General features: G+C 70.4%; 15 protein-coding genes. 10 read left to right on the forward strand and 5 right to left on the reverse strand.

Annotation, left to right across the window (positions count from 1 at the left end; all coding sequences use genetic code 11):
- The first annotated feature begins 66 nt into the window (after positions 1–66).
- Positions 67–639 (forward strand): TetR/AcrR family transcriptional regulator, encoded by a 573-nt coding sequence (locus AC1DB1_RS02320; protein WP_271176929.1) that lies wholly within the window; start codon positions 67–69, stop codon positions 637–639.
- Positions 640–693: 54 nt separating this feature from the next.
- On the opposite strand, the gene AC1DB1_RS02325 is transcribed toward AC1DB1_RS02320, so the two are convergent.
- A complete protein-coding gene (locus AC1DB1_RS02325; RefSeq protein ID WP_477199635.1) occupies positions 694–1,368 on the reverse strand; it encodes a histidine phosphatase family protein in 675 nt (224 codons plus the stop codon).
- Between the two features lie 59 nt (positions 1,369–1,427).
- Between AC1DB1_RS02325 and AC1DB1_RS02330 the strand changes: the two genes are divergently transcribed.
- The 8 genes from AC1DB1_RS02330 to hpaD all read left to right on the forward strand — a co-directional run bounded on the left by AC1DB1_RS02330 (position 1,428) and on the right by hpaD (position 9,574).
- Positions 1,428–2,309 (forward strand): hypothetical protein, encoded by an 882-nt coding sequence (locus tag AC1DB1_RS02330; protein ID WP_477199636.1) that lies wholly within the window; start codon positions 1,428–1,430, stop codon positions 2,307–2,309.
- 48 nt (positions 2,310–2,357) lie between these two features.
- Complete coding sequence (locus tag AC1DB1_RS02335) at positions 2,358–3,107, forward strand: IclR family transcriptional regulator (RefSeq protein WP_477199637.1); 750 nt, start codon at positions 2,358–2,360, stop codon at positions 3,105–3,107.
- Between the two features lie 110 nt (positions 3,108–3,217).
- Entirely contained in the window at positions 3,218–4,003 is a 786-nt protein-coding gene (gene hpaH, locus AC1DB1_RS02340; protein ID WP_477199638.1) for a 2-oxo-hept-4-ene-1,7-dioate hydratase, read from the forward strand.
- A complete protein-coding gene (locus AC1DB1_RS02345; protein WP_477199639.1) occupies positions 3,988–4,833 on the forward strand; it encodes an HpcH/HpaI aldolase family protein in 846 nt (281 codons plus the stop codon). Before hpaH ends, AC1DB1_RS02345 begins: the two co-directional genes overlap by 16 nt.
- A 4-nt stretch (positions 4,834–4,837) precedes the next feature.
- The gene (locus AC1DB1_RS02350; protein WP_477199640.1) at positions 4,838–6,280 is read left to right on the forward strand and encodes a fumarylacetoacetate hydrolase family protein; all 1,443 of its coding nucleotides are present in this window, start codon (positions 4,838–4,840) and stop codon (positions 6,278–6,280) included.
- Complete coding sequence (locus tag AC1DB1_RS02355) at positions 6,262–6,945, forward strand: GntR family transcriptional regulator (RefSeq protein ID WP_477199641.1); 684 nt, start codon at positions 6,262–6,264, stop codon at positions 6,943–6,945. Before AC1DB1_RS02350 ends, AC1DB1_RS02355 begins: the two co-directional genes overlap by 19 nt.
- 29 nt (positions 6,946–6,974) lie before the next feature.
- Positions 6,975–8,477 carry a 5-carboxymethyl-2-hydroxymuconate semialdehyde dehydrogenase gene (gene hpaE / locus AC1DB1_RS02360; RefSeq protein ID WP_477199642.1) on the forward strand — a complete coding sequence of 501 codons (1,503 nt, stop codon included), beginning with the start codon at positions 6,975–6,977 and terminating at the stop codon, positions 8,475–8,477.
- A gap of 26 nt (positions 8,478–8,503) precedes the next feature.
- Positions 8,504–9,574 carry a 3,4-dihydroxyphenylacetate 2,3-dioxygenase gene (hpaD, locus tag AC1DB1_RS02365; RefSeq protein WP_477199643.1) on the forward strand — a complete coding sequence of 357 codons (1,071 nt, stop codon included), beginning with the start codon at positions 8,504–8,506 and terminating at the stop codon, positions 9,572–9,574.
- Positions 9,575–9,630: 56 nt separating this feature from the next.
- Here hpaD and AC1DB1_RS02370 read toward each other — a convergent pair whose 3' ends face one another.
- The gene (locus AC1DB1_RS02370) at positions 9,631–11,568 is read right to left on the reverse strand and encodes an FAD-binding monooxygenase (protein WP_477199644.1); all 1,938 of its coding nucleotides are present in this window, start codon (positions 11,566–11,568) and stop codon (positions 9,631–9,633) included.
- A gap of 142 nt (positions 11,569–11,710) precedes the next feature.
- Between AC1DB1_RS02370 and AC1DB1_RS02375 the strand changes: the two genes are divergently transcribed.
- Complete coding sequence (locus AC1DB1_RS02375) at positions 11,711–12,067, forward strand: DUF5997 family protein (RefSeq protein WP_271176918.1); 357 nt, start codon at positions 11,711–11,713, stop codon at positions 12,065–12,067.
- Positions 12,068–12,139: 72 nt separating this feature from the next.
- Here AC1DB1_RS02375 and AC1DB1_RS02380 read toward each other — a convergent pair whose 3' ends face one another.
- The 3 genes from AC1DB1_RS02380 to AC1DB1_RS02390 form a co-directional block, all read right to left on the reverse strand.
- Positions 12,140–13,399: an alpha-hydroxy acid oxidase gene (locus tag AC1DB1_RS02380; protein ID WP_477199645.1), complete on the reverse strand. Its 1,260-nt coding sequence runs from the start codon at positions 13,397–13,399 to the stop codon at positions 12,140–12,142.
- Positions 13,400–13,408: 9 nt separating this feature from the next.
- On the reverse strand, positions 13,409–14,146 hold the full coding sequence (locus tag AC1DB1_RS02385; protein WP_477199646.1) for a FadR/GntR family transcriptional regulator: 738 nt from the start codon (positions 14,144–14,146) through the stop codon (positions 13,409–13,411).
- A 101-nt stretch (positions 14,147–14,247) separates the two neighbouring features.
- Positions 14,248–14,796 (reverse strand): CGNR zinc finger domain-containing protein, encoded by a 549-nt coding sequence (locus tag AC1DB1_RS02390; RefSeq protein WP_477199647.1) that lies wholly within the window; start codon positions 14,794–14,796, stop codon positions 14,248–14,250.
- Positions 14,797–14,819 lie beyond the last annotated feature (23 nt).

Here is a 14,819-nt window from a genome sequence, read left to right on the forward strand (position 1 = left end):
GCCGCTCGTGCCGGCGCTTGATAATACGATACGGACCGTCTCGTCTTCTGAACATAAGATGTGAGGATGTCTGAGCACCGACGCGGACCGGCCCGCAGCGAGGTGGCGAGGGTCGCGATCCTCGAGGCCACCGCCCGGCAGTTCGCGACCCGCGGCTACGACCACCTCACGATGGAGGGCATCGCCGCCGACGCGAAGGTCGGCAAGCAGACCATCTACCGGTGGTGGTCGTCGAAGGGCGCGCTGGTCGCCGACTGCCTCATCGAGGGCCTCCTGCTGCCCGACGATCTCAACCCGCCCGACACCGGCGACCTGCGCGCCGATCTCACCGACTGGCTCGGCAGCATCCTGGCGATCGCCCAGCATCCGGGGGGCGAGGCGCTGATGCGCTCGCTCATCTCGGCGGCCGCAGAGAACGAAGACGTCGGGCGCCGTCTGCACGAGAGCCTCGGCGCCAGTTCGAGTCTGATCGTGCGACTGCAGGCCGGGGTGGATGCCGGGCAGCTTCCCGCGGGCGCCCCGCTCACCGAGATCGGCGAGGCACTCGTCGGCGCGGTGATCCTGCGGGCGATCAGCCGGGTTCCGGCCGAGGAGGCCACGACCGCCCGCCTGGTGCAGGCGGTGCTGCCGGCCGGCTGACTCCGCGCCGGCCCGCCGCGAGCGTTGCCTACCGCCCGCGCCGGCGCCTTCCCGTCAGAACGCTTCGCCGGTGGGGTCCTCGCCCACGGCGTGCTCGGCGAGCTCCTCGCCGCCGACGGGCTCGCTCTCCCAGTCGAGCAGCCGCCAGCCGCTCTCCGGGTCGCCGTCGACGACGACGAGACCCGTGTTCGACAGCATGTGCTCGCGCACGAAGTCGGCCTCGATGTTGCCCGCCCGCAGGCCGACCCAGGTGCGGATGGCCGCGCCGTGGCTGACCACCGCCACCGTGCGATCCGCGTCGTCCGAGGCATCCGCCGCGATCGCCCGTTCGAGAGCCGCGTCGTAGCGGCGGAAGAACTCGTGACCGCTCTCGGCGCCCGGCATGCGCGCGTCGAGCTGGCCGGACGCCCAGGCCAGGAAGGTCTTCAGGTAGATCGCCACCGAGTCGCGATCGTGCTTGCCCTCGAGATCCCCCGCTTGGATCTCGCGCAGTCCGTCGATGACCAGTGGCTTCAGTCCGCGGGCGGCGGCCAGCGGACGAGCGGTCAGCTGCGTGCGAACCAGAGTGCTCACGCTGAGCGCGTCGATGCGCTGGTCGGCCAGGGCGGCCGGCAGCGCCTTCGCCTGGCGCGTGCCGAGCGCGGTGAGGCGCGGACCGGGCGCGATGGTGCCGATGGCGCCGCGCACGTTGTCGGGAGTCTGGCCGTGACGGATGAGGAGGAGTCGCATAGGACTCTCACACTACGACGCAGGTGCGACGCCCGCGGTGTCGCGCGAGACAATGGACCGTGCACAATCTCGGACTCCTCTTCGACGTCGACGGGCCGATCGCCAGCCCGATCACCCGCACCATCAACATCCGCAGCATCGTCACCGACCTCGTCGCGATGACGGCGGCCGGGGTGCCGATCGCGTTCATCACCGGGCGCTCGGGCGACTTCATCCGCAATCAGGTCGTGGCCCCGCTTTGCGATGCCGGTCTCTCCGAGGCGCTCGAGGAGCACGGCGCCCGCATGTTCGGCGTCTTCGAGAAGGGCGGCGCCTGGGCGGCGATCACCGGCGACGGCCTGGGCGAGGTGACCGTGGACGAGACGGTCGCGTTCGGCGACGACGCGGTGGACGGCATCCGGATGCTGGTGCGCGAGCGTTTCGCAGACGCGATGTTCTTCGACGAGACCAAGCGGGCGATGATCTCGGTGGAGCAACGCACCGACGTCGATCCGGAGACGTACGCCGAGGCGCAGGGCCGCTTCGAGGACGCCGCGTTCGAACTGCTGACCGGCCTCGGCATCGGGCTGCGCTACGGCGAGCGCGTGGCGCCGGATGCCCGTGGCGAGGTGCCCTTCCGCATCGATCCGACGATCATCTCGACCGACATCGAGTCCGTGCTGCTCGACAAGGATCGCGGCGCCCAGCGCGCATTCGACTACTTCGCGGCGCGCGGCCCGCTGCCTCGGCGCTGGCGGTCGATCGGCGACTCGCGCAGCGACTACAAGATGGCGGACTTCGTCCACGACGCCGGGTACGAGGTGGCGCACGTCGACGTGCGGCCGGCGGACGGCATCCTGGAGCGGCCGTACGAGGTGATCACGATCGGCGACGCGATCCACGACACGGCCGGCGCCGAGTTCCTCGCGCACTGGCGCAACGAGCTCGGCCTCGCGACCTGAGTGAGTGGCATCCCCGGCGCGAGGGGGCGGATGCGAGACAATGAGGCCATGCCCGCGACCACCGGACCCGGCGGCGAAACGGCCGGCGATCCGACCGGCGACGCCGCTCCCGCTCCGCATTCCCAGACGCTGTCGCGGGGCATCCGGGTGCTCGAGGTGCTCGCGGAGCGCGGCGCCCCGATGACGATCGCCTCGATCGCCACCGCGCTCGGCGTGCACCGGTCCATCGCGTACCGCATCCTGCGCACGCTCGAGGATCATGGCCTGGTCGTGCGCGATCGGTCCGGCTCCGTGCAACTCGGGCCCCGGATGGCGACCCTCGCCCGGTCGGTCTCGCGCGATCTGCAGGCGGCCGCGCTCCCCCAGCTCACGGCGGTCGCGAACGATCTCTCGATGACCGCCTTCCTCGCCGTGCTCGACCGGCGCGATGTCGTCACCCTCGTGGCCGTCGAGCCCGCCCACGCCCACGCGTCCGTCGCGCAGCGTCCCGGCACGCGGCATCCGCTGGCCTCCGGTGCGCCCGGCATCGCCATCCAGTCGGCGCTGACCGACTCGCAGTGGCGCACCCTGCCCGACGAGCACCCGCGCGACGAGGCCGCCGATGCACGCGCCCGCGGCTATGCGACGAGTCACGACGAGGTGATCCCGGGCCTGGCGTCGGTCGCCGCCCCGCTCGCGGTCACCGGCCAGCCCGTCGCCGCCGTCGCCGTCGTCTACGTTGCGAACGGGCGGGACACCGCCGCGATCGGGGCGCGGCTCGCCCAGGCCGCAGCAGAGATCGCCGCAGACCTGCGCTGAGGCGCCATGCGCCCGTGCGCCCGCACCGCCCTATCATCCACATCACGGATCGTATACAATCGCCCTGCGCCTCGACGACGAGGCGCCAGACGAGCGAGAGGATCCGCCGGATGCTCGACACCCCGACCATCCAGGCCATCGCCGACGAACTCGCGACGGCCGAGCGGGAGCACACCACCGTTCCGCTGCTGACAGCCAGACACCCCGGCATGACCGTCGACGACTCGTATGCCGTGCAGCAGTTGCGTGTCGAGCGAGGCGTCGCCGACGGACGCCGGCTCGTCGGCCGGAAGATCGGCCTGACCTCCAAGGTGATGCAGCAGGCCACCGGCATCACCGAGCCCGACTACGGCGCCATCTTCGACGACATGATGCACCAGACGGGTGCGGTCATCCCGTTCGACCAGTACTCGAACGTGCGCATCGAGGTGGAGCTGGCCTTCGTGCTCGGCGCGCCGCTCGAAGGTCCGGATGTCACGTTGTTCGACGTGCTCGCGGCGACCTCGTACGTCGTGCCGGCCCTCGAGATCCTGAGCTCGCGCATCGAGCTGACCGGCCGCACCATCGTGGACACGATCGCCGACAACGCAGCGATGGGCGGGATGGTCGTCGGCGGCCGTCCGGTCGCGCCCGACAAGGTCGACCTCCGCTGGGTCGGCGCCCTGCTCTACCGCAACGAGACCATCGAGGAGTCCGGCCTCGCCGCGGCAGTGCTGAACCATCCGGCGACCGGTGTCGCCTGGCTCGCGAACAAGCTCGCGCAGCACGGCGGCCGCCTCGAAGCCGGGCAGATCGTGCTCGCCGGGTCGTTCACCCGCCCGCTGTGGGTCGAACGCGGCGACACCATCCACGCCGACTACGGAACCCTGGGAGCCATCACATGCCGATTCGTCTGAGCGCGCACTCCCAGGAGCCGACGCCCACCTTCGCCGACCACCTGACGGTGACCGACCGACCGCTGTTCGGCATCTGGTCGTGCTCCGGCAGCGCGCTCGTCGCCGAGATCTGCGCGGGGAGCGGTCTCGACATCGTGCTGATCGACGGCGAGCACTCCCCCGTCTCGCTGGAGTCGATCCTCGCGCAGCTGCAGGCCGTCGCCGCGTATCCGGTCGTCCCGATCGTGCGTGCGCCCATCGGCGATCCCGTCATCGTCAAGCAGCTGCTCGACCTCGGCGCGCAGAACATCCTCGTGCCCATGGTGGACAGCGCCGCCCGCGCGGAGGAGATGGTGCGCGCCGTGCGCTACCCGCCGCTCGGGATGCGCGGCGTCGGCAGCGCGCTCGCCCGGTCGTCGCGCTGGAGCCGCATCGACGACTACGTCGGGCGCGCAGCCGACCTCGTCTCGCTCACCGTCCAGATCGAGACCGTGGAGGGCCTCGCCGATGCCGCGGCGATCGCGTCGGTGGATGGCGTGGACGCGATGCTCGTCGGACCGGCCGACCTCGCCGCTTCGATGGGCCTGCTCGGGCAGCAGAGCCATCCGGACGTCGTGGCCGCCGTCGAGGAGGTCATCCGCATCGGGATCGCGGCCGGCACACCGGTCGGCGTGAACGCCTTCGATCCCGCGATGGCCGACCGCTACGTCGAGGCGGGCGCGGCCTTCGTGCTGGTCGGCGCGGATGTGACGTTGCTCGCCCGGTCGTCCGAGGCTCTGGCCGACCGCTTCATCGCGGATGCCGGCGTCGACGCCGACGCCGACGACGACACCGGCTCGGATGCGGAGTGACCCGATGACCGACGTCATGCGCCCCGGCAAGATCATCGCCGTGCACCTCAACTACCGCTCACGGGCGGCGCAGCGCGGGCGCACCCCCGCCGCACCCTCGTACTTCTTCAAGCCGGCCTCCTCCGTCGCCGCGACCGGCGGCGAGCTCGAGCGCCCGGCGGGCACCGAGCTGCTCGCGTTCGAGGGCGAGATCGCGCTCATCATCGGGCGCCGCACCCGACGCGTCTCCCCGGAGGACGGCTGGGCGGCGGTCTCCGGTGTCACGGCGTCGAACGACTTCGGGCTCTACGACCTGCGCAGCGCGGATCGCGGGTCCAACGTGCGCTCCAAGGGCGGTGACGGTTTCACGCCGCTCGGGCCCTCCGTCATCCCGGCCGAGACGGTCGACCCCGGCGCGCTGCGCGTGCGCACTTGGGTGAACGGCCGTCTGGTGCAGGAGGGCAGCACCGACGACCTGCTCTTCCCGTTCGGCCAGCTCGTCGCCGACCTGTCGCAGCTCCTGACCCTGGAGCCGGGCGATGTCATCCTCACGGGGACTCCCGCCGGGTCGTCCGTCACGAGCCCCGGCGACGTGGTCGAGGTCGAGGTCGACGCACCGACGGCGCCGGGCGCGCCGAGCAGTGGACGGCTGACCACGCGGATCGTCGCGGGCGACACCCCGTTCGGCGCCTATGGGGCGCAGCCGTCCGTCGACGATGTCCAGCGGGCCGAGGCCTGGGGCACACCCGCGGAACCACAAGCGCGGCCCTGGTCGCTCTCCGACGACCTGCGCGCGCAGCTCGCGAGCGTCGCCACCGCCACGCTCAGCTCGCAGCTGCGCAAGCGCGGCCTGAACAACGTGTCGATCGACGGCCTCACCACGACGCATCCGGATGCCCGAGTCGTCGGCACGGCGAAGACGCTGCGTTACCTGCCGAACCGCGAAGACCTCTTCGAGTCGCACGGCGGCGGCTTCAACGCTCAGAAGCGCGCGTTCGACGAGGTCGCCCCCGGCGAGGTCATCGTGATCGAGGCCCGCGGCGAGCGCGGCAGCGGCACCGTCGGCGACATCCTGGCCCTTCGCGCCCAGGTGAACGGCGCGGCCGGCATCGTGACCGACGGCGGCGTACGCGACCTGGCCGTCGTCTCGGCCCTCGACATCCCGACCTACCACGCGGGCGCCCATCCGGCCGTGCTCGGCCGCAAGCACGTCCCGTGGGAGGTGGACGTGGCGGTGGCGTGCGGCGGAGCGACCGTGCTGCCGGGCGACGTGATCGTCGGCGACGCCGACGGGCTGCTGGTCATCCCGCCGTCGCTGGTCGCGGAGGTCGCCGCCGACGCGATCGAGCAGGAGCGCGAGGAGGGGTTCGTGGCCGAGCAGGTCGCCGGCGGCGAGCGTGTCGACGGGCTCTTCCCGATGAACGCCGAGTGGAGAGAGAGGTACCGCGCGTGGCGGCAGCAGCAGTAGGCAGCGTCACGCCGAGCAAGTCCCAGGTCGCCTACGACCACATCCGGCAGCGGATCGACGACGGCCGGTACGTGTCGGGCTTCCGCCTCGTGCTCGGCCAGATCGCGGGCGAACTCGGCGTCAGCGTCGTGCCCGTGCGGGAGGCGATCCGGCGGCTCGAGGCGGAGGGACTGGTCACCTTCGAGAAGAACGTCGGCGCCCAGGTCGCCCTGCTGCACGAGACCGAGTACAGCTACACGATGGAGACGCTCGCACTGGTGGAGGGGGCGGCCACCCGCCTCTCGGCCCCGCTGCTCACCGCCGGTCACCTGCGACGGGCGCGGGATGTCAACCGCGAGATGATCGCGTGCCTCGACGACTTCATCCCGCACCGCTTCACGCAGCTGAACCAGGAGTTCCACTCGGTGCTGTTCGAGGATTGCCCCAACCCGCACATCCTCGACCTGGTGCACCGCGGCTGGAACCGGCTCGCCGTGCTGCGCGACTCGACCTTCAGCTTCGTCCCCGGCCGCGCTCGCGAGTCGGTGGACGAGCACGAGCAGATCGTGCGGCTCATCGAGACCGGCGCCGACCCCCTCGAGATCGAACTCGCCGCGCGGCGCCACCGCCTCGCCACGCTCGACGCCTTCCACGCCTACCAAGACGTCCACAAGCGCCACCACTGAGCGCCCGCCGACACCACCGAGGAGCCAGCATGGCCACGCACTACGTCCCCGAGAACCTGCCCGACCACCTCCAGCACTACATCGACGGCGCGTTCGTCGACAGCGTCTCCGGCGCGACCTTCGCCGTGCTCGACCCCGTGTCGAACCAGCCGTACGCCACCGCCGCCGCCGGTCAGAAGGAGGACGTCGACCTGGCCGTCGCCGCCGCGACCCGCGCCTTCACCGACGGACCGTGGCCGCGCATGAAGCCACGCCAGCGCGCGCGGGTGCTCAACCGGATCGCCGACGCGATCGAGGCCCAGGATGCCCGGCTCGCCGAGCTCGAGACTTTCGACACCGGCCTGCCGATCACGCAGGCGCTCGGCCAGGCTCAGCGCGCGGCCGAGAACTTCCGGTTCTTCGCCGACCTGATCGTCGCCCAGACCGACGACGCCTATTCGGTGCCCGGCGCACAGCTCAACTACGTCAACCGCAAGCCGGTGGGCGTGGCCGGGCTCATCACGCCCTGGAACACCCCGTTCATGCTCGAGAGCTGGAAGCTCGCCCCGGCGCTCGCCTCCGGCTGCACCGTGGTGCTCAAGCCGGCCGAGTTCACGCCACTGTCCGCCGGCCTGTGGGCGCAGATCTTCCGCGACGCGGGGGTGCCCGACGGCGTCTTCAACCTGGTGAACGGGCTCGGCGAGGAGGCGGGCGACGCGCTGGTGAAGCATCCGGATGTGCCGCTCATCTCGTTCACGGGCGAGAGCAGCACCGGGCAGTTGATCTTCGCCAACGCCGCCCCCTTCCTCAAGGGTCTCTCGATGGAACTCGGCGGCAAGTCCCCCGCCGTCGTCTTCGCGGATGCCGACCTCGACGCCGCGATCGACTCGACCTTGTTCGGCGTCTTCTCGCTCAACGGCGAGCGCTGCACGGCCGGCTCCCGCATCCTGGTCGAACGCGCGATCTACGACGAGTTTCTCGAGCGGTACGCGGAGCGGGCGAGGAACATCGTGGTCGGCGACCCGCACGACCCGGCGACCGAGGTCGGCGCGCTCGTGCATCCCGAGCACTTCGAGAAGGTCATGAGCTACGTCGAGCTAGGCAAGACCGAGGGTCGCCTGCTTGCCGGGGGCGGGCGCCCGACGGGGCTGGACACCGGCAACTACGTCGCGCCGACCGTGTTCGCCGACGTCGCCCCCGACGCCCGCATCTTCCAGGAGGAGATCTTCGGCCCGGTCGTCGCGATCACGCCGTTCGACTCCGACGACGAGGCGCTCGCTCTCGCCAACGGCGTGCGCTACGGTCTGGCCGCCTACATCTGGACGCGCGACCTCGAGCGCGCGCACACCTTCGCCCGCAACGTCGAGAGCGGGATGGTCTGGCTCAATTCGCACAACGTCCGCGACCTGCGCACGCCCTTCGGCGGCGTCAAGGCGTCCGGTCTCGGGCACGAGGGCGGCTACCGCTCCATCGACTTCTACACCCACCAGCAGGCCGTGCACATCACGCTCGGTCCGGTCCACACCGCGCGCTTCGGCGCCACCGCCCACTGACGCCGCTACTCACCGAGGAGAAGCCCATGCCTGCACTGCCGACCCCGTCCGTCACGCCGCCCGACGTCATCCGCGCCGCCTACGCCGACCTCATCGTCTCCGACATCGCCGCGTCCCGTGCCTTCTACGTCGGCGTTCTCGGACTGGTCGTCACGTACGAAGACGACGACACGCTCTACCTGCGTGCCTTCGAGGAGTACCTGCACCACTCGCTCATCCTGCGGCGCGGGCCGGTGCCCGCCCTGGCCGCACTCGCCTACCGCGTGCGCAGCGCCGGCGAGCTCGACGCCGCGGTCGCCTACTACGAACAGCTCGGCGTGCGCGTCGAGCGTCGCGCGGCCGGCGCGACGCGCGGGGTCGGCGAAGCCGTGCGCATCGAGGACCCGCTCGGCTTCCCGATCGAGTTCTTCTACGACTCCGAGCACGTCGAGCGCTTCACCCGCCGCTACGACGTGCAGGGCGCCGGCGCCATCTCGCGACTCGACCACTTCAACATCGTCACCCCCGACGTCCCCGCGGCCCGCGACTACTACGAGGGCCTCGGCTTCCGCGTCTCCGAAGACATCAAAGACGATGAAGATGTCGTCTACGCCGCGTGGATGCACCGCAAGGCCACCGTGCACGACGTGGCGCTCACCGGCGGCGACGGGCCCCGGATGCACCACATCGCCTTCGCCACGCACGAGCGCAGCCAGATCCTGCACCTCTGCGACCACCTGGGAGCGTTGCGCCAGTCGGACCGGATCGAGCGCGGGCCCGGGCGGCACGGCGTCTCGAACGCGTTCTACCTCTACCTGCTCGACCCCGACGGCCATCGCATCGAGATCTACACCCACGACTACTACACGGGGGATCCGGACAACCCGGTGGTGACCTGGGACGTGCACGACAACCAGCGGCGCGACTGGTGGGGCAATCCGGTCGTGCCGAGCTGGTACGCGAATGCCTCGACGGTGCTCGATCTGGATGGCGAACCGGTCGCCCTCACGCACCGCACCGAAGCCCGCGAGTCCGAGGTGACGATCGGCGCCGACGGGTTCTCGTACACGCGCAAGGACGACGCCGAGCTCGGCTTCAAGCTCGGCTCGCAGGTCTGACGCGCGGGTCGCCGTCAGGTGCGGCGCGCGGCTCGCGGTGTCCTCGCAACCCCGTGCTAGCGCGCGGTCGCGTGACGACGGGAGAGCAGAAGCGGCTCGAAGAACGCCGACAGCTCCGCCGTCGCTGCCAGCGGCAGCACCTTCGACACGTACTGGTCCGGGCGCACGACGACGACGGCTCCGCCGCGGTCGATCTCTCGCAGCTCGAAGATGTCGTGCTGCGGGTCGGCGGCGTACACCTTCTCGTAGTCGACCAGGCCGAACGGACCGGTGCGCGGGAGGAACGCAGCGGGCACAGCACCCAGGTCGACTTGCCCGTGGCTCTGCTGGTAGACGACCTTCACGTCGAACCAGGCGTCGACGTCGGCGCCCTCCGGCGTGTAGGCGACGACCGGGGAGTCGGGGGCGTGAGTGATCCACTCCGCGAACCCGGCCACCGCTGACGCAGCGCCCGCGGCCTCCGCGCCCGGGGCCGCCGCGCCCGGGGCCGCCGCGTCGGCGAAGACGTAGATGCGCCAGCGGCCGTCGGCCCGAGCGTGGTGACCGAGCTGCACCGGGTTGCCGTCGCACACGCGCTCGACCGGTGCGGACTTGAACCGCTTGCCGATCGGGAACCCGGTCGCGAGCGACTGGTGCGCGGGCTCGGCGATGAGCATCGACGGCGCGTACTGCGTCATGAAGCCGGCCGGGAACTCGGCCGTGCGCACGTAGAAGTCCTCCAGCTCCGACGGATCGTCGAGGTCGGACGGCTTCGTGGCCATGAGGGTCGACCACTGCTTGTCGAAGTCGATCAGGTTCTGGGCGATCACCTGGCGCTCGGCGGAGTAGGTGGCCAGCAGGCTCTCCGGGCTCCGTCCCTCCAGCACGTGACCGAGCTTCCAGCCCAGATTGAAGCCGTCCTGCATCGACACGTTCATGCCCTGACCGGCCTTCGCGCTGTGCGTGTGGCAGGCGTCGCCCGCGATGAACACCCGCGGTGTGCGCGTGCCGATCGCATCCTGGGTGACATCGTCGAAGCGGTCGGTCAACCGGTGCGCGACCTCGTAGACGCTGTGCCACGCGACGTTCCTCACGTCCAGCGTGTATGGGTGGAGGATCTCGTTCGCCTTCGCGATGATCTGCTCGATCGTCGTCGCGCGCACGGCACGCGCGTTCTCACCCGACGCCTCGCCCAGGTCGACGTACATGCGGAAGAGGTACCCGCCCTCGCGCGGGATGAGCAGGATGTTGCCGCCGGAGCCCGACTGGATGGCGCACTTCGTGCGGATGTCGGGGAAGTCGGTGACCGCGAGCACGTCCATGACGCCCCACGCGTGGTTGGCCTGGTCGCCCGCCATCGTGCATCCGATCGCCTCGCGCACGCGGCTGTGCGCGCCGTCGGCCCCCATCACATACTTCGCGCGCACGGTTCGCTCCTGCCCGTCCCGCTCACCGCTCGTGTGAGCGAGCGTGACGGTGACCGGATACTCGTCGCCCTCCGCGACCTCCAGCCCCCGGAACTCGAGACCGTAATCGGGGGTCAGGCGCGTCGGCGAGTTCGCCGCCACCTCGGCGAAGTAGTCGAGCACGCGCGCCTGGTTGACCAGGAGGTGCGGGAACTCGCTGACGCCGGACGGGTCGTCGGGTGCGACGGCGGCACGCACGATGCGCGACGGATCGACGGGATCCGGCTTCCAGAACGCCATCTCGGTAATGCGGTACGCCTCCGCGATGATGCGCTCGGCGAATCCGAACGCCTGGAAGGTCTCGACGCTGCGGGCCTGGATGCCGTCGGCCTGGCCGATCTCGAGCCGTCCGGCACGCCGCTCGACGATGCGCGTCGTCACCTCCGGGAACTGCGAGAGCTGCGCCGCGGCGATCATGCCCGCCGGCCCGGTGCCGACGATGAGCACGTCGACGACCTCCGGGAGTTCGCTCGCACGGTCGATGCCGACACCGGCGGCCGGCTGGATGCGCGGATCACCGGAGACATAACCCTTGTCGTGGAACTGCACGGCTGCCTCACTTCGTCGTGTGGTGGTGCGTCGCTCTCGTGTTCGATTATCGAACAAGCGGTTCGCATAACGCGCAACGATCATAGGCTCGGAGGGCGTGAGGGGCAATCGGGCGACGCCGTCGGTCGCCTAGAGTGAACGGATGATCTCCCGGCGGGAGGCGGCCCTCCGTCTCGACATCTCCCTCGAAATGGCGAAGCGTCACGACATCCCGTCCCGGATGACCGAGAGCGAATTCGCCGAACTGTCGAACGATCCGCCCGCCTGGCTCGTCCAGTCGCGCGCCAATCGCACCGGCAAGAAGCCGGTGTGGGTGCAGCTGACCTGCGACGTCTGCGGCTTCACCGAATCGACCCGCCCCAAGAAGTGGTGGCCCGACTTCACCTACCTCAGCTGCGACCACCATCCGGCGAGCGACCTGCCCGACCCGCTGCCCAGCCTCCACCGCCGCGAGGTCGATGGCATCGGCTCCCGCTTCATCGGCATCGTCGACGAGTGACCCGCCGCAATCGAGTCCGGGAGAAGTCGGGGCGCCAGTGATCGCGCGACTGATTTCTCCCGGACTCGATGGCTACGACGTGACGGCGGGGTGGAGGGCCTCGTTCACGGGGATCAGTCGACGCAGCTGCGTGACGTGCTTCGGGGTGAGTTCGTCGAGGGAGGCGACCTCGAGCAGCTTCATCGTGCGCACGAGCTGATCGCTGAGGATCTCGATGGTGCGGTCGACGCCGGCCCGTCCTCCGGCCATGAGCCCGTACAGGTAGGCGCGCCCGATCAGGGTGAACTTCGCGCCGAGCGCGTACGCGGCGACGATGTCCGCGCCGTTCATGATTCCCGTATCGATCGCGATCTCGGTGTCGTTGCCGACCTCTTTGACGACCTGCGGCAGCAGGTGGAACGGGATGGGCGCGCGGTCCAGCTGGCGTCCTCCGTGGTTCGAGAGCACGATGCCGTCGACGCCGAGGTCGACGAGCCGCCGGGAGTCCTCGACGTTCTGCACGCCCTTGATCACGATCTTGCCCGGGAACAGCTCCCGGATGATCGCCAGGTCGTCGAAGCTGATGGAGGGGTCCATCGCGGCGTTGAGCAGGTCGCCGACCGTGCCGCCGGTCGCGGAGAGCGACGCGAACTCGAGCTTGGGCGTGGTGAGGAAGTCGTACCACCACCACGGCCGCGGGATGGCGTTGACGATCGTGCCGAGGGTGAGCTGCGGCGGGATCGAGAAGCCGTTGCGCTTGTCGCGCAGCCGCGCCCCGGCGATCGGGGTGTCGACCGTGAAGAAGAGGGTGTCGAATCCGTTGGCCGCCGCGCGGCGCACGAGCTCGTACGAGATCTCCCGCTCCCGCATCACGTACAGCTGGAACCAGTTGCGGCCGGTGGGGTTGGCCGCTTTGACGTCTTCGATCGACGTGGTTCCGAGGGTCGAGAGGGTGAACGGGATGCCGGCGGCCCCCGCCGCTCCCGCGCCCGCGACCTCGCCCTCGGTCTGCATCAGCCGGGTGAAGCCGGTCGGGGCGATGCCGAACGGCAGCGCCGACGGGCCGCCGAAGATCGTGCAGCTCGTGTCGACCGTCGAGACGTCGCGGAGGATCGACGGGTGGAACTCGATATCCTCGAACGCCTGCCGGGCGCGCGCCAGGGAGAGCTCGCCCTCCGCGGCGCCTTCGGTGTAGTCGAACGCGGCCTTCGGGGTGCGGCGCTTGGCGATCTTCCGCAGATCGTCGATCGTGAGCGCGCTCTGGAGGCGCCGCTTCTTCCCGTCGAACTCGGGCTTCTTGAACGACATGAGCTCGAGGAGCTCGGCCGGTTTCGGAACTTGGCGAGTGACCATGCTGGATGCCTAACGGGATTCGTGGTGGATGGTGGATGAGGCGACGGATTCGGGAGGCGCATCCCGGTAGTAGCCGCTGATGTGGTCGTGCACCCGGGCACGGGCATCACGACCGTCGCCCGCGACGATCGCGCCGAGGATCCCGCGGTGCTCGCCGCGGAGTCTCGCCGCCATGGTCTCCCAGCCGGGGATGCGCGCCGCGCCGGAGAGCACGTAGCTCTCGATGGACGTGCGGAGGCCGGCCATCATGGCGGCGACGACCGAGTTGCCCGACGCCTCGGCGAGGGCGAGGTGGAACTGCGCGTCGAGTGCGAGGAACTCCTCGGCGGTGAGCGCCGGGTTGTCCATCGCGTCGAGCAACTGCCGCGCATCGGCGAGATCGATGCCGGATGGCCGCTCGGCGAGGTCCGCGGCGACGGCCGTCTCGAGGAGCAGACGCGTGCGCACCACGTCCGCCACCGGGAAGCCGTTCGCGGCGACCTGCAGTCGCATGAGGGCCTGCATGCCCCCGACCGGACGGGCGACGATGATGGCTCCCGAGCTCGGTCCCGATCCGGTCTGGGTGCGCACGAGCCCCATCGCCTCGAGCACCCGGATCGCCTCGCGCACACTGGAACGGGCGACACCGAGGTCGGCCGCGAGGGTGCGCTCGGCCGGCAGATGGTCACCCAGCCGCAGACCCCCGTCGACGAGGCGCGCCTCGATGTGGGCGAGCACGCCCTCCCAAGCGCGTGGCTCCGTCGGCATCGGCACTCCTCGGTCGGATTCGATCAGGTGGCGGGTTCGATCGTGTGGTCGGACCATGTGGTCGGCCCACACTAGCACGGACCCTCGATCGCGACCGAGCCCTAGGACTCCTGGCGCCTGCGGAACGCGACCATGTTCATCCGGTTGCCGCAACGCACGCTGCAGAAGCGCTTCGATCCGTTGCGGGAGAGGTCGAGCAGCAGGCCCGTGCAGTCGTCGGCGGCGCACACCCGCAGGCGGCCGGTCTCCGACGAACGGATCACGTCGACCAGCGCGAGCGCCACTTCGACGCGGATGCGCTCGGCGAGCGGCGCATCCTGGGCCGTGGCGTGGAGGTGCCAGTCGAAGCCGTCGTGACGCATCAGGTGAGGCAGCGCGCGGGCATCCGCCAGCATCGCGTTGACCTCGAGGGCCGCGTCGTCCCGGTTGAGCGACCACGTACGCCGCAGCCGCTCGCGGGTCGCGTGCACGTCTCGGAGTTCGGCCTCGTCATGGTCGACACGCCCTGAGTAGCGGTTGGCGGCGATGAGGGCAGCCAGCGCATCCGGGGTCGCCAGCTCGTCTTGTCCGCTGCGCGACGCGCTGGGGACGGTGTTGCAGAGCACGACGGCGAACTCGAGCGCGTCCTCTGTGTCAGGGGCAAAATGCAAGTTGACTCCTTACTCACGACAAG

It is taken from the genome of Leifsonia sp. 10N434 (genome assembly GCF_056394405.1).